The sequence below is a fragment of the Acidovorax sp. SDU_ACID1 genome (genome assembly GCF_045291395.1).
Taxonomy (GTDB): domain Bacteria; phylum Pseudomonadota; class Gammaproteobacteria; order Burkholderiales; family Burkholderiaceae_C; genus MR-S7.
Genome location: NZ_CP152342.1, coordinates 3,499,171 through 3,522,128, shown reverse-complemented (window position 1 = coordinate 3,522,128; position 22,958 = coordinate 3,499,171). Strand labels below are relative to the sequence as shown.

The 22,958-nt window shown below is 69.5% G+C and carries 14 protein-coding genes and 1 pseudogene; 11 read left to right on the top strand and 4 right to left on the bottom strand.

The genetic code is table 11. The annotated features are described in order from the left end of the window. Positions 1-10 precede the first annotated feature (10 nt). From AAG689_RS17330 to AAG689_RS17320, 3 genes and pseudogenes are all read left to right on the top strand, one after another. Complete coding sequence (locus tag AAG689_RS17330) at positions 11-712, top strand: transposase (RefSeq protein ID WP_406623035.1); 702 nt, start codon at positions 11-13, stop codon at positions 710-712. 181 nt (positions 713-893) lie between these two features. Beyond that, a pseudogene (locus AAG689_RS17325) lies at positions 894-5,620 on the top strand (glutamate synthase-related protein). Positions 5,621-5,644: 24 nt separating this feature from the next. Beyond that, positions 5,645-7,120 carry a glutamate synthase subunit beta gene (locus AAG689_RS17320; RefSeq protein ID WP_406623034.1) on the top strand — a complete coding sequence of 492 codons (1,476 nt, stop codon included), beginning with the start codon at positions 5,645-5,647 and terminating at the stop codon, positions 7,118-7,120. A 102-nt stretch (positions 7,121-7,222) separates the two neighbouring features. Here the strand turns inward: AAG689_RS17320 and AAG689_RS17315 are convergent, their stop codons facing one another. Together AAG689_RS17315 and AAG689_RS17310 are read right to left on the bottom strand one after the other, a co-directional pair. Beyond that, positions 7,223-8,995, bottom strand: coding sequence for a choice-of-anchor U domain-containing protein (locus AAG689_RS17315; RefSeq protein ID WP_406623033.1), 1,773 nt, complete (start codon positions 8,993-8,995; stop codon positions 7,223-7,225). Positions 8,996-9,055: 60 nt separating this feature from the next. Further along, positions 9,056-13,036: a DUF1566 domain-containing protein gene (locus tag AAG689_RS17310; protein ID WP_406623032.1), complete on the bottom strand. Its 3,981-nt coding sequence runs from the start codon at positions 13,034-13,036 to the stop codon at positions 9,056-9,058. Between the two features lie 109 nt (positions 13,037-13,145). On the opposite strand from AAG689_RS17310, the gene AAG689_RS17305 reads away from it, so the two are divergent. The 6 genes from AAG689_RS17305 to AAG689_RS17280 all read left to right on the top strand — a co-directional run bounded on the left by AAG689_RS17305 (position 13,146) and on the right by AAG689_RS17280 (position 19,518). After that, entirely contained in the window at positions 13,146-13,826 is a 681-nt protein-coding gene (locus AAG689_RS17305; RefSeq protein WP_406623031.1) for a response regulator transcription factor, read from the top strand. Beyond that, complete coding sequence (locus AAG689_RS17300; RefSeq protein WP_406626363.1) at positions 13,724-15,658, top strand: 7TM diverse intracellular signaling domain-containing protein; 1,935 nt, start codon at positions 13,724-13,726, stop codon at positions 15,656-15,658. Before AAG689_RS17305 ends, AAG689_RS17300 begins: the two co-directional genes overlap by 103 nt. Before the next feature lie 122 nt (positions 15,659-15,780). Next, on the top strand, positions 15,781-16,584 hold the full coding sequence (locus AAG689_RS17295; RefSeq protein ID WP_406623030.1) for an amino acid ABC transporter substrate-binding protein: 804 nt from the start codon (positions 15,781-15,783) through the stop codon (positions 16,582-16,584). A gap of 181 nt (positions 16,585-16,765) precedes the next feature. After that, complete coding sequence (locus tag AAG689_RS17290) at positions 16,766-17,419, top strand: amino acid ABC transporter permease (RefSeq protein WP_406623029.1); 654 nt, start codon at positions 16,766-16,768, stop codon at positions 17,417-17,419. Next, positions 17,400-18,179: an amino acid ABC transporter ATP-binding protein gene (locus AAG689_RS17285; RefSeq protein ID WP_406623028.1), complete on the top strand. Its 780-nt coding sequence runs from the start codon at positions 17,400-17,402 to the stop codon at positions 18,177-18,179. The genes AAG689_RS17290 and AAG689_RS17285 overlap by 20 nt, the downstream gene beginning before the upstream one ends. Before the next feature lie 34 nt (positions 18,180-18,213). Continuing rightward, positions 18,214-19,518: a DUF3422 family protein gene (locus AAG689_RS17280; RefSeq protein WP_406623027.1), complete on the top strand. Its 1,305-nt coding sequence runs from the start codon at positions 18,214-18,216 to the stop codon at positions 19,516-19,518. A 97-nt stretch (positions 19,519-19,615) separates the two neighbouring features. On the opposite strand, the gene speE is transcribed toward AAG689_RS17280, so the two are convergent. Together speE and speD are read right to left on the bottom strand one after the other, a co-directional pair. Continuing rightward, positions 19,616-20,575 carry a polyamine aminopropyltransferase gene (speE, locus tag AAG689_RS17275; protein WP_406623026.1) on the bottom strand — a complete coding sequence of 320 codons (960 nt, stop codon included), beginning with the start codon at positions 20,573-20,575 and terminating at the stop codon, positions 19,616-19,618. Then, positions 20,575-20,985: an adenosylmethionine decarboxylase gene (gene speD, locus AAG689_RS17270; RefSeq protein WP_020229029.1), complete on the bottom strand. Its 411-nt coding sequence runs from the start codon at positions 20,983-20,985 to the stop codon at positions 20,575-20,577. The genes speE and speD overlap by 1 nt, the downstream gene beginning before the upstream one ends. Before the next feature lie 372 nt (positions 20,986-21,357). Between speD and AAG689_RS17265 the strand changes: the two genes are divergently transcribed. Both AAG689_RS17265 and mlaE read left to right on the top strand, forming a co-directional pair. Beyond that, the gene (locus tag AAG689_RS17265; RefSeq protein WP_406623025.1) at positions 21,358-22,179 is read left to right on the top strand and encodes an ABC transporter ATP-binding protein; all 822 of its coding nucleotides are present in this window, start codon (positions 21,358-21,360) and stop codon (positions 22,177-22,179) included. Beyond that, positions 22,176-22,958 carry a lipid asymmetry maintenance ABC transporter permease subunit MlaE gene (gene mlaE, locus AAG689_RS17260; RefSeq protein ID WP_406623024.1) on the top strand — a complete coding sequence of 261 codons (783 nt, stop codon included), beginning with the start codon at positions 22,176-22,178 and terminating at the stop codon, positions 22,956-22,958. Before AAG689_RS17265 ends, mlaE begins: the two co-directional genes overlap by 4 nt.

Sequence of the window (22,958 nt, the reverse complement as noted above, 5' to 3'; positions counted from 1 at the left end):
ATCCCCTGCCATGGCCCGCCTGCCCCGCCTTGCCCTTGCCGGCTACCCGCACCACGTCGTCCAGCGCGGCAACAACCGCCAGCCCATCTTCCTGGATGCGGCCGACCGTGAAACCATGGCGGCGCTGCTGGCAGAGCACGCCCGCCGCCAGAAGGTGGCCGTGCACGCCTACGTGTTCATGGACAGCCAGTTCCACCTGCTCGCCACGCCCCAGGAAGAGGGCGGCCTGTCCCTGCTGATGCAGGCCGTGGGCCGTGCCTACGTGCGCTATTTCAACCAGCGCCACGGCCGCACGGGCACGCTGTGGGACGGGCGCTACCGCAGCGCCGTGCTGCAGGCCGAACGCTGGCTGCTGCCCTGCATGGCGTCTTTCGATCTGGCCCCCGTGCGCGAGGGCTTGTGCAGCGAGCCGGCGGACTTCCGCTGGTCGAGCCACGGCCACTATGCGGGCCTGCGCAGCGACCGGCTCATCACGCCGCACCGGCTCTACTGGGAACTGGGCAACACGCCGTTCGCGCGCGACGCGGCCTATGCCGCGCTGGTGCGCGAAGGGGTTTCCGGGGCCGATGAAGCGGCGCTTGCCGCGTCCAGCCAGGGTGGATGGGTCTTGGGTGATGCGGATTTTGTGCGCGCGTTGCAACAGGCCACGCCACGACGGCTGACCCGGGCGCGGCCCGGGCGCCCCGCTTTGGTGAATTCCCAAGAGATTTAAAACGCCTGTGATTGCTGAATCGTTAAGGGCTTTCTGCTCTTTTCTTTGATGTGTCCCCAAAAAAATAGCACCAAAACTGTGCGGTTTTTTATTGGTATCTGACCCCAATTAAACTGCTTGCATCTCCTTGTTGCGCTGCACTACTCTTGCGCTCCCTGCGAAATATTTGAGGAAGTGCGCCATGACCAAGGCAGCCGAGATCCAGCACCTGCAACAACACGGCCTGTACGCGTCCAGCAATGAACACGACGCCTGCGGCCTGGGCTTCGTGGCCCACATCAAGGGTGTGAAGCGGCACGACATCGTGACCGGCGCGCTCAAGATCCTGGAGAACCTCGACCACCGCGGCGCCGTGGGGGCCGACAAGCTCATGGGCGACGGCGCGGGCATCCTGATCCAGATCCCCGACCAGCTCTACCGCGAAGAGATGGCCAAGCAGGGCGTGGAGCTGCCCCCGGCCGGCGAGTACGGCGTGGGCATGATCTTCCTGCCCAAGGAGCATGCGAGCCGCCTCGCCTGCGAGCAGGAGATGGAGCGCGCCATCAAGGCCGAGGGCCAGGTGCTGCTGGGCTGGCGCGACGTGCCGGTGAACCGCGACATGCCCATGTCGCCCACCGTGCAGGAGAAGGAGCCCGTACTGCGCCAGGTCTTCATCGGCCGCGGCGCCGACGTGATCGTGCAGGACGCGCTGGAGCGCAAGCTCTACGTGATCCGCAAGACGGCCAGCGCCAACATCCAGGCGCTCAAGCTCAAGCACAGCAAGGAATACTACGTGCCGAGCATGAGCAGCCGCACGGTGGTCTACAAGGGCCTGCTGCTGGCCGACCAGGTGGGCGTCTATTACAAGGACCTGTCCGACGAGCGCTGCGTCTCGGCCATCGGCCTCGTGCACCAGCGCTTCTCCACCAACACCTTCCCCGAGTGGCCGCTGGCCCACCCCTACCGCTACGTGGCGCACAACGGCGAGATCAACACCGTGCGCGGCAACTACAACTGGATGTTGGCGCGCGAGGGCGTGATGGCCTCGCCCGTGCTGGGCGAGGACCTGAAGAAGCTCTACCCCATCAGCTTCGCGGGCCAGTCCGACACGGCCACGTTCGACAACTGCCTGGAACTGCTGACCATGGCTGGCTACCCCATCAGCCAGGCCGTGATGATGATGATCCCCGAGCCCTGGGAGCAGCACGAGTCGATGGACGAGCGCCGCCGCGCGTTCTACGAGTACCACGCCGCGATGATCGAGCCGTGGGACGGCCCGGCCTCCATCGTGTTCACCGACGGCCGCCAGATCGGCGCCACGCTGGACCGCAACGGCCTGCGCCCCTCGCGCTACGTGGTGACCGAAGACGATCTGGTCATCCTGGCATCCGAAGCCGGCGTGCTGCCCGTGCCCGACGGCAAGATCCGCCGCAAGTGGCGCCTGCAGCCCGGCAAGATGCTGCTGATCGACCTGGAGCAGGGCCGCCTGATCGAGGACGACGAGCTCAAGGCCAATGTCGTCAACACCAAGCCCTACAAGCAGTGGATCGAGAACCTGCGCATCAAGCTCGATGACGTGAAGTCCGCCGATGCGCTGCTGCCCGCATCCGGCCTGCCGCTGCTGGACCGCCAGCAGGCGTTCGGCTTCACGCAGGAGGACATCAAGTTCCTGCTCGCGCCGATGGCGAAGAACGGCGAGGAGGGCATCGGCTCGATGGGCAACGACAGCCCGCTGGCGGTGCTGTCGAGCAAGAACAAGCCGCTCTACAACTACTTCCGCCAGATGTTCGCCCAGGTGACGAACCCGCCCATCGACCCGATCCGCGAGGCCATCGTCATGTCGCTGGTCAGCTTCGTCGGCCCCAAGCCCAACCTGCTGGACATCAACCAGGTCAACCCACCCATGCGGCTGGAGCTGCACCAGCCGGTGCTCGACTTCCACGGAATGGCCAAGCTGCGCGAGATCGAGAAATACACGCACGGCAAGTTCAAGAGCGCGACCATCGACATCACCTACCCGCTGGACTGGGGCAAGCAGGGCGTGGAAGCCAAGCTGGCGTCGCTCTGCGCGCAGGCCGTCGATGAGATCAAGGGGGGGCCAACATCCTCATCATCAGCGACCGCAACCTGTCGGCCACGCAGGTCGCCATTCCCGCGCTGCTGGCGCTCTCGGCCATCCACCAGCACCTGGTGCGCGAAGGGCTGCGCACCACGGCGGGCCTGGTGGTGGAGACCGGCACGGCGCGCGAGGTGCACCACTTCGCCGTGCTCGCGGGCTACGGAGCCGAGGCGGTGCACCCCTACCTCGCGCTGGAGACGCTGGCCGAGATGCACAAGGATCTGTCGGGCGACCTCAGCGCCGACAAGGCCATCTACAACTACATCAAGGCGGTGGGCAAGGGCCTCTCGAAGATCATGTCCAAGATGGGCGTGTCCACCTACATGAGCTACTGCGGCGCGCAGCTCTTCGAGTGCGTGGGCCTGAACAGCGACACGGTCAACAAGTACTTCACCGGCACCGCCAGCCGCGTGGAGGGCATCGGCGTGTTCGAGATCGCCGAGGAAGCCATCCGCACCCACGTGGCCGCATTCGGCGACGACCCGGTGCTGGCCACCATGCTCGACGCGGGCGGCGAATACGCCTGGCGCGCGCGCGGCGAGGAACACATGTGGTCGCCCGACGCCATCGCCAAGCTGCAGCACAGCACGCGCTCCAACAGCTGGGGCACCTACAAGGAATACGCCCAGATCATCAACGACCAGAGCCGCCGCCACATGACGCTGCGCGGCCTGTTCGAGTTCAAGTTCGACCCGGCCAAGGCCATCCCCGTGGAGGAGGTCGAGCCCGCGAGCGAAATCGTCAAGCGCTTCGCCACCGGCGCCATGTCGCTCGGGTCGATTTCCACCGAGGCGCACGCCACGCTGGCCGTCGCCATGAACCGCATCGGCGGCAAGAGCAACACGGGCGAGGGCGGCGAAGACCCGAAGCGCTACCGCAACGAACTGAAGGGCATCCCGATCCAGCAGGGCGAGACGCTGGCCTCTGTCATCGGCAAGGCGCAGGTCGAATCCGACATCGAACTGCGCGATGGCGACAGCCTGCGCTCCAAGATCAAGCAGGTGGCCTCGGGCCGCTTCGGGGTGACGGCGGAATACCTCGTCTCGTCCGACCAGATCCAGATCAAAATGGCCCAGGGCGCCAAGCCCGGCGAGGGTGGCCAACTGCCGGGTGGCAAGGTGTCGGAATACATCGGCATGCAGCGCTACTCGGTGCCGGGCGTGGGCCTCATCAGCCCGCCGCCGCACCACGACATCTATTCGATCGAGGATCTGGCGCAGCTCATCCACGACCTGAAGAACGTCGCGCCGCATGCCGACATCTCGGTCAAGCTCGTCTCCGAAGTCGGCGTGGGCACCATCGCGGCCGGCGTCGCCAAGTGCAAGAGCGACCACGTGGTGATCGCGGGCCATGACGGCGGCACGGGCGCATCGCCCTGGTCGTCCATCAAGCACGCGGGCAGCCCGTGGGAAATCGGCCTCGCCGAAACCCAGCAGACCCTGGTGCTCAACCGCCTGCGCGGCCGCATCCGCGTGCAGGCCGACGGGCAGATGAAGACCGGCCGCGACGTGGTCATCGGCGCGCTGCTGGGTGCGGACGAATTCGGCTTCGCCACCGCGCCGCTGGTGGTCGAGGGCTGCATCATGATGCGCAAGTGCCACCTCAACACCTGCCCCGTGGGCGTGGCCACGCAAGACCCGGTGCTGCGCGCCAAGTTCACCGGCAAGCCCGAGCACGTCGTCAACTACTTCTTCTTCATCGCCGAGGAAGTGCGCCAGATCATGGCCCAGCTCGGCGTGCGCAGCTTCAACGAGTTGATCGGCCGCACCGACCTGCTCGACACGCGCAAGGGACTCGCGCACTGGAAGGCGCAGGGGCTCGATTTCAGCCGCCTGTTCGCTCAGCCCCAGGTGCCTGCCGACGTGCCGCGCTTCCACGTCGAAACGCAGGACCACAAGCTCGACAAGGCGCTGGACGTGAAGCTCATCGAGCGCTGCCAGCCCGCCATCCAGCACGGCGAGACCGTGCGCCTGATGGAAGTGGCGCGCAACGTGAACCGCTCCGTGGGCGCGATGCTCTCGGGCGCCGTGACCAAGGCGCACCCCGAGGGCCTGCCCGACGACACCATCCGCATCCACTTCGAGGGCACGGGCGGCCAGTCGTTCGGCGCGTTCCTGTGCAAGGGCATTACCCTCACCGTGAGCGGCGAGGCCAACGACTACACCGGCAAGGGCCTCTCGGGCGGCCGTGTGGTGGTGCGGCCCAGCCATGAATTCCGCGGCGAATCGGTGGCCAACACCATCGTGGGCAACACGGTGATGTTCGGCGCCACGCGCGGCGAGGCGTTCTTCGCCGGCGTGGCGGGCGAGCGCTTCGCGGTGCGCCTGTCGGGCGCCACGGCGGTGGTCGAGGGCGTGGGCGACCACGGCTGCGAATACATGACCGGCGGCACCGTGGTCGTGCTCGGCAAGACCGGCCGCAACTTCGCCGCCGGCATGAGCGGCGGCGTGGCCTACGTGTATGACGAAGACGGCCGCTTCGACTCGCGCTGCAACCTCTCGATGGTGACGCTGGAGCGCATCCTGCCCGCCGACGAGCAGATCGCCTCGGTGAGCCGCGGCACCTGGCACTGCGACCAGACCGACGAGGCGCAGCTCAAGAAGCTGCTCGAAGACCACAGCCGCTGGACGGGCAGCCAGCGCGCGCGCGAGATCCTCGACAACTGGGCGGCATCGCGCGCCAAATTCGTCAAGGTCTTCCCGACCGAGTACAAGCGCGCTCTCTCCGAGATGTATGAACGCAAAGTGCTCGAAGAGCCGACCACGCCTGCGGTAGCAGCTACCAAAGAAGCAGCAGTCCCGGCCAAGTAACACAAGAACAAAAGGACCACGATCATGGGCAAGACCACGGGTTTCATGGAATACGAGCGCATCGAGGAGGGCTACAAGCCCGTCGGCGAGCGCCTCAAGCACTACAAGGAGTTCGTCATCGGCCTCGATGACGCGCAGGCCAGGATCCAGGGCGCGCGCTGCATGGACTGCGGCACGCCGTTCTGCAACAACGGCTGCCCGGTGAACAACATCATCCCGGACTTCAACGACCTCGTTTACCACCAGGACTGGAAGAGCGCCATCGCGGTGCTGCACAGCACCAACAACTTCCCCGAGTTCACCGGCCGCATCTGCCCCGCGCCCTGCGAGGCCGCATGCACGCTCAACATCAACGACGATGCCGTGGGCATCAAGAGCATCGAGCACGCCATCATCGACCGCGCGTGGGAAGAGGGCTGGGTCACGCCCCTGCCTGCGAAGCACAAGACCGGCAAGAAGGTTGCCGTGGTCGGCGCCGGGCCCGCTGGCCTGGCGGCGGCGCAGCAACTGGCGCGCGCGGGCCACGACGTGACGCTGTTCGAGAAGAACGACCGCGTGGGCGGCCTGCTGCGCTACGGCATCCCCGACTTCAAGATGGAGAAGTCGCACATCGACCGCCGCGCGGAGCAACTGGTGGCCGAAGGCGTGGTCATCCGCACCGGCGTGCTGGTGGCGGGCAAGGACGGCCTGGGCAAGGGCAGCAAGGTCACCAACTGGGCCAAGGAAACGGTCACACCCGAGCAGTTCCAGAAGGACTTCGATGCCGTGCTGCTCACCGGCGGCGCTGAAGCCTCGCGCGACCTGCCCGTGCCCGGCCGCGACCTCGACGGCATCCACTTCGCCATGGAATTCCTGCCGCAGCAGAACAAGGTCAACGCGGGCGACAAGCTCAAGGGCCAGCTGCGCGCCGACGGCAAGCACGTCATCGTCATCGGCGGCGGCGACACCGGCAGCGACTGCGTGGGCACCAGCAACCGCCACGGCGCCGTGAGCGTCACCCAGTTCGAGCTGATGCCCATGCCGCCCGAGCAGGAGAACAAGCCCCTGGTGTGGCCCTACTGGCCCACCAAGCTGCGCACGAGTTCCAGCCACGAGGAAGGCTGCGAGCGCGAGTTCGCCATCGCCACCAAGGAATTCATCGGCGACGGCAAGAAGGTCACGGGCCTGAAGACCGTGCACGTCGAGTTCAAGGACGGCAAGTTCGTCGAAGTGCCCGGCAGCGAGAAGGAATACCAGGCCGACCTCGTGCTGCTCGCCATGGGCTTCGTCAGCCCCGTGGCCGCCGTGCTCGACGCCTTCGGCATCGACAAGGACGCGCGCGGCAACGCCAAGGCCACGACCGACTTCGACGGCGGCTACGCCACCAGCGTGCCCAAGGTCTTCGCGGCGGGCGACATGCGCCGGGGCCAGTCGCTGGTGGTCTGGGCCATCCGCGAGGGGCGGCAGGCGGCGCGCGCGGTGGACGAGTTCCTCATGGGGTATTCCGACCTGCCGCGCTGATCCATCCGCCCGTCAAAAACCAACGGCGCCGCGTGGCGCCGTTTGCTTTTGTTTTGATAGCTGCTTGCGCTTGCCTGTCAAGCGCTGGAGGCCGAAAACACCTCAAACCCTGCGCCGCAGCCCCAATAGCGTCGCCAGGGCCGACAGCAGCGTCACGCCCCAGGCCGACAGCACGGGAACGGGCCGCACCGCGCCGCCGGGGCCGGGTGCGGGCGGCAGGGCGGCCAGGGGCAGCATGGCGTGGGGGTCTTCGATGGTGCTGGCGTCGTTCGGGGCGCTGTCGCCGATGCCGTCGTTCGACACGGTGTAGTACACCGTGTCGCCGTGGACCGTGCCCCAGCGGAACCACTCTGGCTGGCCGCCCGCCATGCGCGGGCCGTACTTCCATGGGTACAGGCCGGCCAGGCTGCCCGGCGGGTAGTCGATGCGCACGGTGATGTGGCTGCCTGCATTGCAGTCCTCGGCCTTGAAGCGCAGCACGCCCAGCGGCGCGCTGGCGGGCGCGCCGGGCGGCGTGGCGGTGAATTCCAGGCCGCGCACGGTGCTGCAGGTGCTGGCCGGAGATTTGCCGATGCTGACGCGGGCTTGGGCGCCGCCGGTGCCGTCCAGGTCCACGTCGGCCTCGGTCAGCGGCGTGGGCGTCGGGTAGCCGGCCGACCAGGCGGCCGGGCTCACGTCGGCGCCGTTGCGTGCCAGCACGCGAAATCCATAGTGGGAGCCGCCCGCCAGCCCGTCGATGGTGCAGTGCCGCTCGCCCGCCGGTGCATGGCACAGCAGGCCAGGGGTGCTGCCGCCGGTGTAGGCGGCGGCGGTGAAGCCGGTGGCCTTGTCGCCGTCGTGCTCCCACGCGACGATGGCACGGTCGTTGAGGATCGTGGCCTGCACTTGCGTGGGCGCGGCGGGCGGGTCGAAGGTGATCCGGCGCACGCGGTGGCCGGTGTTCTCGGCCACGTAGAGCGTGTGGTCGCCCACGGACAGCAGGCCGTTGGGGTCGGACACGATGGCCGCCGTGGCGGGGCCGCCGTCGCCCACGGGCGTGCCGGATCCGTCGTTCCAGTCACCCGTGCCCGCGATGGTCTCGATCAGCCCCAGGCCGTCGATGCGCCGCACGCGGTGGTTGCCCAGGTCGGCGATGTAGAGGTTGCCCACCCTGTCGGCGACGACGTCGGCGGGCTCGTTCAGCTGGGCCTCGGCGGCCGGGCCTCCGTCGCCGCCGAAGCCCGCGGAGCCGTCGCCCGCGACGAGGCTGGATGCGGTGAGGAGCCCGTGAGGGAGGATGGCTGCTGTCCGGATCTGGTGCGCCCCCCGCTCGGCGATGTACAGGGAGTCGAGCATGCCTCGCGTGTAGGAGATGCCCGAAGGCCCATGCAGGTTGTCGAAGTTGGAGAGTGTTCCGTTGGGTAGCGCGATGCTGCCGATGTGGTCGCCGTTCGCGCTGAAGAGCAGGGTGCCGGTGACGCCGGGCACCAGCGCCAGTCCGTAGGCATCGCCCGGGGTGTTGGCCAGCACCTGCGCCGGGATGGCCGGGCGGGCGAGGTCGAAGCGCAGCACCTTCCTCTCGTGGCCGGTGGCCACGTAGACCTTGCCTTCGCCCACGGCCAGCCCCTCCACTAGGTTGAAGCCGCTGGCCACGGTGGTGAGGTTGCCGCCGTCGAGCCGGCGCACGCGGCCGTTGGTGGAATCGGCGATGTACACACGCCCCTGCTCGTCCGCCGCCAGCCGGGTGATGTAGCCCAGGGCCGACGCGGTGGCCGGGCCGTCGGCTCCGGCGCCTTCCACGCCCGTGCCCGCCACGGTGGCGATGGTGCCTGCCTGCGCCCAGGGCGCCAGCGCGCAGGCCAGCAGGGCTGCGCAGTAAACGTGGGTGTGGTTCATGATTCTCCTGAATTGATAGCTGCTTGCGCTTTCTGGATAAGGGCTGGATGGGAAATTGATCTAAAAACGCTTGCGCAGCCCCACGGCCCCCAGCGCGGCGGCCAGCAGCGAGAGCAAGGCCATCGCTCCGCCGCCCAGCGCGGGGATGGCGTGCGCGCCCGGCGCGGCCAGCAGCAGCATGGCGTGAGGGTCGGAGATGGCGCCGCTGGCGGTGTCGCCGTCGCCCGTGCCGTCGTCGGTCACGGCATAGGTCACCACGTCGCCGCTCACCGTGCCGTGGGGGAACCAGCCGGGCGTGGCGCCCTGGCTGGCGGGGCCCCACTTGTAGGGCGCCAGGCCCGCCAGGCTGCCGCTGGGGTAGGCGATCTGCACCGTCAGCGTGCCGTTCGCGCACTGCGTGGCGGTGAAGGCCAGCGCGCCCAGCGGGGCGGTGGCGCCCATGGGGACGCCGGCCAGGTCGGCGGGCGCGAAGGCGGGCGGCGTGCCCAGCACGCAGCCGTTGATGCTGCTGGTGATGGTGACGCGCGGGCCGCCCGCTGGCGCGTCGAACAGCGCCACGTCCAGCGCCAGCGGCGCGCTGGCGGGCGATGTGCCGCCCGCGTTGGTGGCCGTGGCGGTGAGGGTGTGCGGGCCGGTGTGCAAGGGGGCGGAGGGCGTCAGGCTCCATGCGCCCGTCATCGCGTCCGCCGTGGCGGTGCCCAGCGACGTGGCGCCGCTGAACACCTCCACCGTGCTGCCCGGCTCGGCGCTGCCGCTGATGGCGGGCCGCGCGGCGCCGGTGGTGCCGCCGCTGGCCGGGTCGATCTGCGGCGCGGCGGGTGCGGGGATGGCGCTGAACTGCGCGGACACGCTGCGCGGGCCGGTCACGTTACTCAGCTCGCAGGCGCCGGCGCCGCTGCAATGGCCCGTCCAGTGGTCGAAGCGGTAGCCGGGCTCGGGCGTGGCCGTGCAGGAGGCGCTGCCGCCATGGGCTACGGCGGCGGGGGTGCAGGCGGCCGTGCCGCCTTGCGCCGGGCTGGCGCTGGCCGTCACCGCCCAGGTTTGCAGGTGGGCCGTGCAAACGGCAGAGTCGCTGCCGCCATGGTTTCCTTGGCAAGTCCAGCTCCACGGGCCGGTGCCGGTTTCGTTGATGGCGCTGCCGGGGCTGCACAGGCCGGTGGCGGGCTTGCTGGTGAACGTGCCGCCGTGGCTGCTGCCGCAGGCGCCGTTGACGGGCGCGGCGAGGGTGGTGAACTGCACTCTCTGCACGGGCGCGCTCAACTGGTGCGACGTGTCGTCCTCGGCCACCAGGTAGAGGTCGTAAGCCATGCCGGCGTTCAAACCGGTGAGGGAGCCGCTGGCCTGGGTGCCTGCCGTGGGCATGGCAAAGCCCTGGCCGTTCGCCTTGACCTGCGTGGGGGTCGGCGCGGGGTCGAGGCTGCTGCTGGGCCGCACCAACCACCAGCCGGTGCCCGCGAGGCTGCTGGCGGCCTGCACGGTGGCGCTGTCGTGCGTGATGCCCTGCACGGCCAGGCCGGCCACCACGGGGGCCAAGGACTGGCCGGCGCGCACCAGGCGGACTTGGTAGAAGTTGGCATGAGGGACGTTGAAGACTTCAGGCGTGCCGAAATACATGAGCAGGGAGCTGCTTCCCCCATAAGTGGTACTCGACCAGGCATGCGAAGACGCTGGCGTGTTGGGGAAAAAGCCGGGGTCGATCTTGGGATCGCCCTGCGCTGCATCCACGATGCCCCACAGTTCGCCTTCCGTGGGCATGCGCCAGTCGGTGGCGCCGCACAGGCCCGCCGCGTTCACGTCCTGGGTGTACTTCTCGGTGTCGCAGCGGCCCGGGGTGTGGCAGTAGCCGCCGCTCTGAGAACCGGCCGAACCGTTGTACCAGGTGTAGGAATGGTTCTGGCCGCGCAGGCCGCTGGTGGTCTTGACTTCCCAGATCCGGTGCGTTTGGTTGTCCTGGGTGCAGGCCCAGTCGTCCGGCCCGGCGCCCGGCGGGGTGGCGCTGGCGGGCAGCGCGGCGCCGTTGTTGGCGATTTTGGTGTAGCGCGGGCTGGCGCTGCACATGGCGCTGTCGTTGCCGCCGTGCTGGCCGGTGCAAGACCAGCTCCACGGGCCGGTGCCCGTGACGGCGGTGGCGTCGCCCGCGCTGCACAGGCCGGCCGTGGGGGTGCTGGCGGAAAAGCCGCCGCTGGCCGTGCCGCACTGGCCGTTGACCGGGGCCGGGGTGACGGTGATGTGGGTGGCCACACTGGTGGCTGCCAGATAGCGGGATGCGCCTGCGTCGCCCGTGCCCGCCTGGCTGGCGGTAATGGTGCAGGTGCCCGCCGCCGTGCCGGTGGCCGTGGCGGGGGCAGTGCTGCGGCTCAAGGTGCAAGCGCTGTTGGGCGTGAGCGTGACCGCGAGGCCCGCCGCCGTGCTGCTGGCGGTAATGGCGCTGGTGCCGTTCACGGTGATGGCGGCGGGGTTGGCGCTGATGCTCAGGGTCTGGCTGGCGTAGGGGGCTGTGCAGGCATTGGGGGCGGTGTCGGCGCCGCCATGCAGGCCGTTGCAGCCCCAGCGCCATTGGCCGCCGCTGCCGGTCACGCCCGTGGCGGCGCCGGCGGTGCACAGGCCGGTGGCCGGTTCTGCAGCGCTGGCGGCCACGGTGCCGCACTGGCCGTTGACCGGGGCCGGGGTGACGGTGATGTAGGTGGGCGTAGAGCTTGCAGGCAGATAGCGGCTGACGCCCGTGTCGCCCGTGCCCGGCTGGCTGGCGGTGATGGCGCACAGGCCCGCTGCCGTGCCGGTGGCGGTGCTGCCGTTCAAGGTGCAGGCGCCGCTGGGCGTGAGCGTGACCGCGAGGCCCGCCGCCGTGCTGCTGGCGGTGATGGCGCTGGTGCTACCCACGGTGATGCTCGCGGGGTTGGCGCTGATGCTCAGGGTTTGGCTGGCGTAAGGGGCGAAGCAGGCATTGGCGGTGGTGCTGGCGCCGCCGTGCAGTCCGTCGCAGCCCCAGCGCCATGCGCCGCCGATGCCGGTCACGCCGGTGGCCGCGCCGGTGGCGCACAGATCGGCCGAGGGCGCCGTGGCGCTGGCGGGGCCGCTGGCGTCGCCGCAACTTCCGGCCAGTGCCGCGTGGGCGGTGAACTGGGCGGCGGTGGTTCGCACCGCCGTGGCCTCGCTGCCCGCGCGCGCCGTGGCGGTGCCGGTGGTCAGGCCGCTGCGCAGGGTGAGCGTGGCCGTGCGCGAGGTGCCAGGCGCGCCGGTGTCCAGGCGCACGGTGAGGGTCTGGCCGCTGTGGACGATGGCCTCGGTGCGCCAGGGGCCGGTGCCGTCGATCTGGAATGCGCCGTCGTCGATGCGCGCGCCGCCCCAGGCCGTGCCGGCGGTATTGCTGGCACCGAGCGTGACGGGGGCGAAGGTGAGCGGGCCGTTCGCGGGGCCGTTCAGCGCGGCAGGCTGCACCGGCAAGGGGGCGAAGGGCTGGCCGCCGCGCACGAGCAGGGTGTTCAGCAAAGTGGTGCGCGCGCGGCTGGAGGTGTTGCCGAGGGTGTCGAGCGTCATTGTGTGTGCCTGATCCGGCACCGTGTCATGGGGCGAGCCCGTCCAGACCCGCGTGGTGTTCGGAACGGGGAACACCAGCGGGTTGACGATGCGGTGGAGGTAGTCCACCTCGCAGGCGAGGGAGTAGAACTCCAGGATGTAGGCCATGCGCCAGTCGCCGCTGACCAGCAGGTTCTGCACGAAGTCCACGCTGATGCCGCCCGCCTCCTGGTTGGCGAAGGACTGCGGCAGCCGTTGGTGGGTGACGGCCCAGTCGTTCCAGAAAGCCGTCAGCGCCGTGCCGGTGCATTGGTCGTTGTCGAACGTTTCGCCCGCCAGGCAGCGCTGCCACACCAGCCCGCTTTTCCAGTGCATCGCCATCTCGGGCGTGCCCTGGGCGTCGCCCAGAATGTAGTCGGTCACGGAGTTGTTGAAGCTGGCGCAGTCTTGCGCCAGCAGCGGCGCGGCGCAGCCCAGCGCTGCGGCGGCGCCGGCCAGCCAGCGCGCGAAGGGGAAGGAAGTCACATGGCGCTCCTGTTCTTTTGGTAACAGTTGATTCTTCCCAGGCGCGTTCGGGTGCGCATCACGTAAATGCGGGATGGCGCCGCGCCTGCCGTGCGGGACAATCGCCGCGATGTCCGCCCCGCCGCTGCCCGTCCTGATGGTCGATGACGACCCGCCCATGCTCGCGCGGCTGGCCGAGGTGCTGGGCTCCATCGGCATCGCGCCGGAGCGGCTGCGGCAGGCCGATTCGGTGGCGCAGGGGCGGGAGCTGGCGGCGGGTGAACCAGCGTGGGCCATGGCCCTGGTCGATCTGGGGCTGCCCGATGGCAGCGGCCTCGACCTGATCGCCTGGCTGCGCGAGCGCGCCGAGGCGCTGCCCATCCTGGTGATCTCGGCCTGGAGCACCGAGGAGATGCTGATGGGCGCGCTGCGCGCGGGCGCCAACGGCTACGTGCTCAAGGAGCGCGAGGACGTGGAGATCGCCCTGTCGGTCAAGAACGTGCTCAAGGGCGGCGCGCCCATCGACCCCTTCATCGCCCGGCGCATCCTGGACCTGGCGGGCCGCCCGCACGCACGGGCGCCCGGCCCCGATCCCGCGCTGCCCAACGCGCTGAACGACGCCCTGACCGACCGAGAGCGGCAGATCCTCGACCACGTGGCCGCGGGCATGAGCAACCGCGAGATGGCCGAATGCCTGAACCTTTCCCGATGGACCATCGATTCGCACATCCGGCACATCTACGACAAGCTGGCCGTCAGCTCGCGCACGCAGGCGGTGCGCCGCGCGCGCGAGCATGGCTTGCTGCGCTGATCCTGCTGCTGGCCTGCCTGGCTTCGCGCGCGCAAGCGGACACGCCAACGGCCTGGCCGGGCACGGTGGAGGCCGCGCCCTCGGGTTGGCTGGACGAGCGGCCGCCCGCATCCGGCTGGCTGCCGGTGCAAGTGCCCAGCGACTGGAGCGCGCACTGGCCCGGCCACAACGGCGTGGTGTGGTACCGGCTGCGCTGGGACATCGCCGGCGCGCCGCAGACGCTGGGGCTGTACGTGCACTACGTCATGTCGGCGGGCGCCATCTCGGTCAACGGCGTGGAGCTGGATCGCGACGAAAGCCTGGTGGAGCCGCTCTCGCGCGCCTGGAACCGGCCGCGCTTCCTGCTGCTGCCCGCGCCGCTCTTGCACACCGGGCGCAACGAGCTGCTGATCCGCGTGAGCGGCTACGCGGCCTACCAGCCCGCGCTGGGGCCGGTGGAGATCGGCGAACCCGGGCCGCTGCGTGCCGCCCAGCGTGCGAGCCAGCTGGCACGGGAGGACATGAACTGGCTGCACCTGGGCATCGGCGCCACGCTGGGCTGCTTCTTCCTCGCGCTGTGGCTGATGCGCCGGCAAGAGTCCGCCTATGGCTGGTATGCCGCGCGGCAGGCCGCGTGGGTGGGCTTCACGGTGAACTTCGTCAACACCAGCACCTGGCCCTTCCCGCACACCGATGCCTACGCCGCGGCCACCACGGCGGCCTACGTGCTCTACCACGGTTGCGGCGCCATGTTCGTGCTGCGCTTCATGGGCCGGCGCTGGCCGCGCCGCGAGGCCATGCTGTGGCTGCTGCTCTCCGGCGCCTGCGCGGCGGTGCTGCTCGCACCCCATGAGTACATGAAGGCCGTGCGCCACACGCTCGCCTGGGCCTCGTCGGCGCTGGTCGTCGCCACGGCGGTCGTGTTCCTGTTCCTGGCCTGGCGCGGCAGTCTGGCGCAGCGCCTGCTGTCGGCCGCCATGGCCGCCAATGCGCTGGCGACGGTGCATGACCTGCTGGTGTTCTCGGACCTCATCGACAGCAACTTCTACCTCGCGTCCTATACCGCCTGGCCCACCACCATCGGCATGGCGCTCACGCTGGCCTGGACGTTCGTCGCCAACACCCGGCGCATCGAGCGCTTCAACGACGAGATGCACCACAGCGTCGCCGCTGCGCGGGCCGAGCTGGAGGCCTCGCTGGCCCGCCAGCACGCGCTGGAGCTGCTGCACGCGCGGCTGGGCGAGCGCGTCAACCTCGCGCACGACCTGCACGACGGCCTGGGCGGCATGCTGATCGGCAACATCAACACCCTGGAGCGCACCCGCGCCCCGCTGCCGCCGCAGCAGGTGCTGGACATGCTGCGCACCATGCGCGACGACCTGCGGCTCATCATCGACACCGCTTCGGCGCAGCACCACGGCGAGCTGTCGCTGGCCGACCTGCTCGCGCCGCTGCGCTATCGCATGAGCCAGCTGTTCGAACTGCACGGCATCGAGGCGCACTGGCGGGTCGCCGGCCTGGACGCGGTGCAGCTGGACGCAACCCAGAGCCTGGACGTGCTGCGCATCCTGCAGGAGGCGCTGACCAATGTCTTCAAACACAGCCGTGCCACCCGCGTGGATGTGGTCCTGGTTCGTGAAGAGGGCGGGCACCTGCGGCTGGCAGTCCACGACAACGGCGTGGGCCTGGAGTCCAGCGCAGCGGGCGCGCCGCCTCCGCCCGGCGGCACCGGCCTGCGCAGCATGCAGGCCCGCGCCCAGCGCCTGGGCGCACGGCTGGCCGTGGATTCGCGGGGCAGCTCGACCACCGTGGCGCTGCACATGCCCCTGCGTGGGCTATATGGCGCTTCTTAATTGATAGCTGCTTGCGCTTGCTGGAAAAGCGCTGGAGGCCGATTTGGCTTGAAACCGGGGAATGCGGCCGCATCGGTGGGAAAATCCAGGGTTTTTCCTAACCTTTCGAGAACCGCATCGCCATGAAGAAGATCGCCGCCGTCGCCCTGCTGTCCCTGGGCGCCCTGCTGGCCGCCTGCTCCAAGCAGGAGAGCGCCCCCGCCGCCGCCGAGCCCGCACCCGCACCGGTCGCGGCTGTGACAAGAATAGTGGTCGGCCTGGACGACAACTTCCCGCCCATGGGCTTCCGCGACGAGAAGAACGAACTGGTGGGCTTCGACATCGACATGGCCAAAGAGGCCGCCAAGCGCCTGGGCCTGGAGGTCGAATTCAAGCCCATCGACTGGAGCGCCAAGGAAGCCGAGCTGTCGGGCAAGCGCGTGGACGCGCTGTGGAACGGCCTGACCATCACCGAGGAGCGCAAGCAGAACATCGCCTTCACCGCGCCCTACATGGAGAACCACCAGATCATCGTGGTGCCCGCCAATTCCGCCATCAAGGCCAAGGCCGACCTGGCCGGAAAGGTCGTCGGCGCGCAGGAAGGCTCCAGCGCCGTGGACGCGATCAAGAAGGAAGACGCCGTCTTCAAGTCGTTCAAGGAACTCAAGACCTTCGGCGACAACGTGACCGCGCTGATGGACCTGACCACCGGCCGCCTGGAGGCCGTGGTGGTTGACGAGGTGGTGGGCCGCTACTACGTGGCCAAGAAGCCCGGCGACTATGCCGTGCTCGACGACAACTTCGGCACCGAGGAATACGGCGTGGGCGTGCGCAAGGACGACACCGACCTGCAAGGCAAGCTGGACAAGGCGCTGGCCGACATGAAGGCTGACGGCGCCGCCGCCAAGATCGCCGAGCAGTGGTTTGGCAAGAACATCATCAAATAAATAGCGCACAACCCCCTGTGTCGCTTCGCTCCTTCCCCCTTCTCTCGAATTGCTGCGCAATTCGGGAAGGGGGACGCCGCCAGCGCGGCGGGGCGGCCCTTGCGCGGCGTCCGCTGGCCTGGGGCGCGCCAGTGGCAACGGCCGTGAGCCATGCCAAACACTGAATGGTCGCAGCCACACGATGGACTACGTACTCTCCCTCCTGGGGCCGCTGGCGCAGGGCGCCACGGTCACGCTGAAGCTGTTCTTCATCACGCTGCTGCTGGCCGTGCCCCTGGGCCTGGTGCTGGCGCTGGCGCGGCTGTCGCGCTGGAAGGCGCTGTCGGGCGCGGTGAATGGCTACATCTGGCTCATGCGCGGCACGCCGCTCATGCTGCAGATGCTGTTCATCTATTTCGCGCTGCCCTTCGTGCCGGTGGTGGGCGTGCGCCTGCCGGACTTTCCGGCGGCGGTGGCGGCGTTCGCGCTGAACTACGCGGCCTACTTCGCCGAGATCTTCCGCGCGGGCATCCAGTCCGTCGACCGTGGCCAGTACGAGGCCGCCAAGGTGCTCGGCATGAGCTACGACCAGACCATGCGCCGCATCGTGCTGCCGCAGATGGTGCGAAGCATCCTGCCACCGATGAGCAACGAGACCATCACGCTGGTCAAGGACACGTCCCTCATCTACGTGCTGGCGCTCAACGACCTGCTGCGCGCCGCGCGCGGCATCGTGCAGCGCGACTTCACCACCACGCCCTTCATCGTGGCCGCGGCCTTCTATCTGCTGATGACGCTGCTGCTCACCTGGGGCTTCCAGCGGCTGGAGAAACGCTATGCCAAATACGACGAGTGAAGCGCCCATGATCGACGCGCGCGACGTGCGCAAGCGCTTCGGCCACAACGAGGTGCTGCGCGGCGTGTCGCTGCGGGTAGCGAGAGGCGAGGTGGTCGCGGTCATCGGCCCCTCGGGCTCGGGCAAGAGCACCTTCCTGCGCTGCCTGAACCACCTGGAGACCATCGACAGCGGCCACGTCGCCATCGAGGGCCAGACGCTCGCCACCACCGACGCGCAGGGCCGCTGCGCCTACGTGCCCGATGCCGAGCTGCGCCGCATCTGCGCCAAGACCGGCATGGTGTTCCAGCACTTCAACCTGTTCCCGCACCTCACGGTGCTGCAGAACCTCATCGAGGCGCCCATGGTGGTGCAGGGCGTGCCGCGCGCCGAGGCCGTGGCGCGCGCCGAGACGCTGCTGGACAAGGTGGGCCTGGCCGCCAAACGCAACAACTACCCCTCGCGCCTGTCGGGCGGGCAGAAGCAGCGCGTGGCCATCGCGCGGGCGCTCGCCATGCAGCCCGACATCATGCTGTTCGACGAGCCCACCTCCGCGCTCGACCCCGAGCTGACCGGCGAGGTGCTGCGCACCATGCGCGAGCTGGCCGAGGAGCGCATGACCATGCTGGTCGTTACGCATGAGATGGGCTTCGCGCGCGAAGTGGCGCACACCGTGGCCTTCATGGACCAGGGCGAGCTGATCGCGGCGCGGCCCGCGCGTGAGTTCTTCGCCGATCCGGGACACGAGCGCGCGCGGGCGTTCCTCGAACACATGCTCTGACGCGACAATGGCGCATTCCTCACCGCCTGCGCCCATGACCCTCGCACCGCTCCCCACGCAGCACGCCCAGCGCGTGCTGCTGCACAACGAAGTCCATGCCCGCCCGCCCGAGGCGCTGGCCGCGCCGCTGGCGATCACGCACATCGTGATGCTGGCCGACGCGGCCGGGCGCGACGCCAGCCGCGCCCACCTGGCCACGCTGCTGCGCAACCACCACCTGGCCCCGCCCGATGCGCACACCACGCACCTGCGCGTGGACCTGGGGGCGTTCCGCATCCGCTGGGAGCTGCACACCGAGTTCGTCTCCTGGACCTTCATGGCCGTGCCGGCCGGCGCCGCCGTGCCCGAGAATGGGCGGGCGCCCGCGGCCGCGCTGGAGTCCGTGCCGCGCGACTGGCTGGCGGGGCTGCCGGGCGAGTGCCTGTGCGCGCTGCACCTGTGGGTGGCCGCCGCGCGGGAGGTGGATACGGGGCCCGCGTTGCGGGGCTGGCTGCGCGAGGAATCGCTCGTCGCCTGCGCCGTCGCGGGCGGACAGGGCGAGGTGTACACCGACTTCGCTATCCACGCCGACGGCTTCTCGCGCATGCTGCTGGTGGCCGGCTCGCTCTCGCCCCAGCGCCTGGGGCGGCTGGTGCAGCAGCTGCTGGAGATCGAGACCTACCGCATGGCGGCGCTGCTGGGCCTGCCGGCCGCGCGCGATGCCGGCGCGGCCCTCGCCAGCGCCGAGCGCGAGCTGGCGGAGCTGGCCGAGGCCATCCGCAGCTCCCGCCGCGACGCGGAGCCCGCGCTGCTCGACCGCCTCACGCGGCTGGCGGGTCAGGTGGAGGGGCAGTACGCGGCCACGCACTCGCGCTTCTCGGCCAGCAGCGCGTATTTCGAGCTGGTGGACCGGCGCATCCAGGACATCGGCGAATCGCGGCTCGCGGGCCTGCAGACCATCGGCGAATTCATGGAGCGGCGCCTGAGCCCCGCGCGCAGCACCTGCGCCTGGGCCGCGCGGCGGCAGAACGCGCTGTCCGAGCGCGTCTCTCGCATGAGCAACCTGCTGCGCACGCGCGTGGAGATCGAGCAGCAGCAGAACAACCAGGCCCTGCTGGCCGCGATGAACCAGCGCGGCGACCTGCAGCTCAAGCTGCAGTCCACGGTGGAGGGGCTGTCGGTGGCGGCCATCACCTATTACATCGTCGGCCTGGTGAGCTACCTGGCCAAGGGCGCGCAGAAGCTGGGCTGGCCCTTCTCGCCCGAGAGCACGGCGGCGGTGGCCATCCCGCTGGTGGCCGGGGGCGTGTGGTGGTCGCTGCGGCGGTTGCACCACCGCATGTTCGGCGAGGCGCATTGAAAAAGTGAGCTGCTTGCGCTTGTCTGCTCTGGATTTCCATATAAAAGCATGCAGAAATCCTTGCAGGACAAGCGCAACCAGCTCCTTTTTTTGAAGATCAACCTGTTGAGACCGTCACGGGCGGCAGCTCCGCCGGGTCGCGCACCTCGGCCAGCGTGTCGCCGCTGCGCAGCGGTTCGGCCGGGCGCGCCAGCAGTGCGCGCACGAAGTTGGGCTGGGCCAGCAGCGCGTGGTGCACCGCGCCGTTGTAGAGCTGCAGGTCGCCGATGCCGCGCACGGCCAGGTGCGCATCCACCTCGGCGGCGGTGAGCCGGGCCGGGTCGGTGCTGTCCGACGCCATGGCCATGCACCACAGCGTGCCGTACAGGGGCACGTACTGCAGGTAGGGCCGGAACACCGGGAACACCGCGCGCACCGAGGCGGCGATGCGCGTCAGCGTCTCGTGCAGGTGGATGGGCGAGCCCAGGTGCAGCGACAGCACGCCGCCGGGGTTCAGCGCGCGGCGGCAGGCGGCATAAAACTCCACCGTGTACAGCTCCACGGCGGGGCCGAAGGGGTCGGTCAGGTCCAGCACGATCTGGTCGAAGCGCTCGCGGCCTTCCGCCAGCAGCGCGCGCGCGTCGCCCAGGCGCACCTGCAGGCGCGGGTCGTCGAACGCGCCGCGGTGGATGGCGCCCAGCCACTCGCGGGCCATGGCGATCACCTCGCCGTCCAGCTCGGCCAGCACCACCTGCTCGATGCCGGGCAGCTTGAGCAGCTCCTCGGCCGCGCCGCCGTCGCCGCCGCCCACCACCAGCGCGCGGCGCACGCCGGCATGGGCGATGGCGGGCAGGTGCACCATGGGCTCGTGGTAGAAGAACTCGTCGCGCTCGCTGGTCATGAAGCAGCCGTCGATGCGCATCACGCGCCCGAACTGAGGGTTCTCGAAAACCTCGATGTGCTGCCACGGCGACTGGCGCTGCGCCAGGGTGCGCTGGTCGCTCAGGTAGAAGCCGAAGTCGGCATTCAGGCGCTCGGCCACGAAGCGCGTGGCCTGCGCGGTGCGCGCGCCGGCCATCACGCGCGCTCGACGCGGTGCAGGTGCGGATCGTTCGGGTTGAACGCGGCCTGCAGGTCGCCGAACAGCTGCTGCGCCTTGGGCCGGTTGTCGGTGGTGTAGTTGCACACGTACACGTCCAGCGTCACGTAGCCCGACTCGGGCCAGGTGTGGATGGACAGATGCGATTCGGCCAGCACCACCACGCCGGTGACGCCGCCGCCCTCGCCGAAGCTGTGGAACAGCGAGCCCACGGTGGTCAGCCCGGCCGCGGCCACGCGCTCCTTGCAGAAGGCTTCCAGGTATGCGGCATCCAGCATCAGGCGGCTGTCGCACAGACAGCCATACAGGTCGCCAATCAGGTGCAGGCCGGTGGCCTGGCGCTGGACGGACGGGGCGGCGATGGGGACGACGGACTGGAATTTCTTCATGGAGTTCAGGCCCTTTCTGCAGGCACGGGGGGTGGCATGGAAGATGGCGGGCTCGGCGCGGGGACAGGGAGTCCTCGGCGGGCGCGCCCGGGGCGCTGCAGCGCAGGCACTGAACGGAAGGCAAGGGGGAATGCCGCTGGCAATTGCCGCGCCCTCGTTCCGCTGGACGCACCGGGCGCCCATGCAACGCTGACAGCAATCCGCTCGGCAGGGCGAGCGTGACATTTCTCTCGAAGCTGTCAATTATAGCCAACGGTTATATACATCCGCATACACCCAGGTGATCCCTGTCCAGCATTTCCAGAGGGTTTCCCCTATGATGTAACGTTTTTCCGCTGCCCCGTGGGGGCGCGGCCCTGCATTCTTCACCCCATGCCCTCCAACGCCCCATCGCCTTCCGAGGCTCTCGTGGAACTGCGCAACGTCACCTTCGGGTACGGCGAGCGCGTGATCCTGCGCGACCTGTCGCTGACGGTGCCGCGTGGCAAGGTCACGGCGCTGATGGGCGCGTCGGGTGGCGGCAAGACCACGGTGCTGCGCCTCATCGGCGGCCAGCAGCGCGCCCAGCAGGGCGAGGTGCTGGTGGCCGGCCAGGACGTGGGCCGCATGAGCGTGGAGCAGCTCTACGCCGCGCGCCGGCGCATGGGCATGCTGTTCCAGTTCGGCGCGCTGTTCACCGACATGAGCGTGTTCGAGAACGTGGCCTTCCCGCTGCGCGAGCACACCGACCTGCCCGAGGCGCTGATCCGCGACATCGTGCTCATGAAGCTCCACGCCGTGGGCCTGCGCGGCGCGCGCGACCTGATGCCCAGCCAGATCTCCGGCGGCATGGCGCGTCGCGTGGCGCTGGCGCGGGCCATCGCGCTGGACCCCGACCTCATCATGTACGACGAGCCCTTCGCGGGGCTGGACCCGATCTCGCTGGGCACGGCCGCGCAGCTCATCCGCCAGCTGGGCGACTCCATGGGCCTGACCACCATCGTCGTCTCGCACGACCTGGAGGAAACCTTCCGCTTGGCCGACCACGTCATCATCCTCGGCCCCGGCACGGTGGCCGCACAGGGCACGCCCGAGGAAGTGCGCGCCAGCACCGATCCGCTGGTGCACCAGTTCGTGCATGCGCTGCCCACGGGGCCGGTGCCCTTCCACTACCCCGGCCCTACGGTGCTGCAGGACTTCGGAGGTGCAACATGAGCTGGTGGCGCCCCTCGCACGTGGGCTACGCGGTGCGCACCAAGTTGGCCGACATCGGCGCGGGCGCGCGCCTGTTTGCGCAGTTGGTGGGGCTCCTGGGCCCGGTCATGCAGCGCCCGGCGCTGGTGCGCGACCAGGTGCACTTCCTGGGCAACTATTCGCTGTCCATCATCGCCATGTCGGGCCTGTTCGTGGGCTTCGTGCTGGCGCTGCAGGGCTACAACGTGCTGCAGCTCTACGGCTCGGCCAATTCGCTGGGGCTCGTGGTCACGCTGGGGCTGGTGCGCGAGCTGGGGCCGGTGGTCACGGCGCTGCTGTTCGCCGGGCGCGCGGGCACGTCGCTCACGGCCGAGATCGGCCTTATGCGCGCGGGCGAGCAGCTCTCGGCCATGGAGATGATGGCCGTCGATCCGGTGCGCCGCATCCTCGCGCCGCGCTTCTGGGGCGGCGTGATCGCCATGCCGCTGCTGGCGGCGGTGTTCAGCGCCGTGGGCGTGATCGGCGGCTGGCTGGTCGGCGTGGTGCTGATCGGCGTGGATGGCGGCGCCTTCTGGGGGCAGATGCAGGGCGGCGTGGACGTGTGGAAGGACGTGGGCAACGGCTTCGTCAAAAGCGTCGTGTTCGGCGTGGCCGTCACCTTCATCGCGGTGCTCCAGGGCTTCGTGGCCAAGCCCACGCCCGAAGGCGTGTCGCGCGCCACCACCCGCACGGTGGTGATGGCGTCGCTCTCGGTGCTGGCGCTGGACTTCGTCCTCACGGCCTTCATGTTCAGTCTTTGA

Coding starts and splice junctions, on each gene's coding strand:
- AAG689_RS17330 (WP_406623035.1), top strand. CDS start 11: ATGGCCCGCCTGCCCCGCCTTGCCCTTGCCGGCTACCCGCACCACGTC.
- AAG689_RS17320 (WP_406623034.1), top strand. CDS start 5,645: ATGGGCAAGACCACGGGTTTCATGGAATACGAGCGCATCGAGGAGGGC.
- AAG689_RS17315 (WP_406623033.1), bottom strand. CDS start 8,995: ATGAACCACACCCACGTTTACTGCGCAGCCCTGCTGGCCTGCGCGCTG.
- AAG689_RS17305 (WP_406623031.1), top strand. CDS start 13,146: ATGTCCGCCCCGCCGCTGCCCGTCCTGATGGTCGATGACGACCCGCCC.
- AAG689_RS17300 (WP_406626363.1), top strand. CDS start 13,724: ATGGACCATCGATTCGCACATCCGGCACATCTACGACAAGCTGGCCGT.
- AAG689_RS17295 (WP_406623030.1), top strand. CDS start 15,781: ATGAAGAAGATCGCCGCCGTCGCCCTGCTGTCCCTGGGCGCCCTGCTG.
- AAG689_RS17290 (WP_406623029.1), top strand. CDS start 16,766: ATGGACTACGTACTCTCCCTCCTGGGGCCGCTGGCGCAGGGCGCCACG.
- AAG689_RS17285 (WP_406623028.1), top strand. CDS start 17,400: ATGCCAAATACGACGAGTGAAGCGCCCATGATCGACGCGCGCGACGTG.
- AAG689_RS17280 (WP_406623027.1), top strand. CDS start 18,214: ATGACCCTCGCACCGCTCCCCACGCAGCACGCCCAGCGCGTGCTGCTG.
- speE (WP_406623026.1), bottom strand. CDS start 20,575: ATGGCCGGCGCGCGCACCGCGCAGGCCACGCGCTTCGTGGCCGAGCGC.
- speD (WP_020229029.1), bottom strand. CDS start 20,985: ATGAAGAAATTCCAGTCCGTCGTCCCCATCGCCGCCCCGTCCGTCCAG.
- AAG689_RS17265 (WP_406623025.1), top strand. CDS start 21,358: ATGCCCTCCAACGCCCCATCGCCTTCCGAGGCTCTCGTGGAACTGCGC.
- mlaE (WP_406623024.1), top strand. CDS start 22,176: ATGAGCTGGTGGCGCCCCTCGCACGTGGGCTACGCGGTGCGCACCAAG.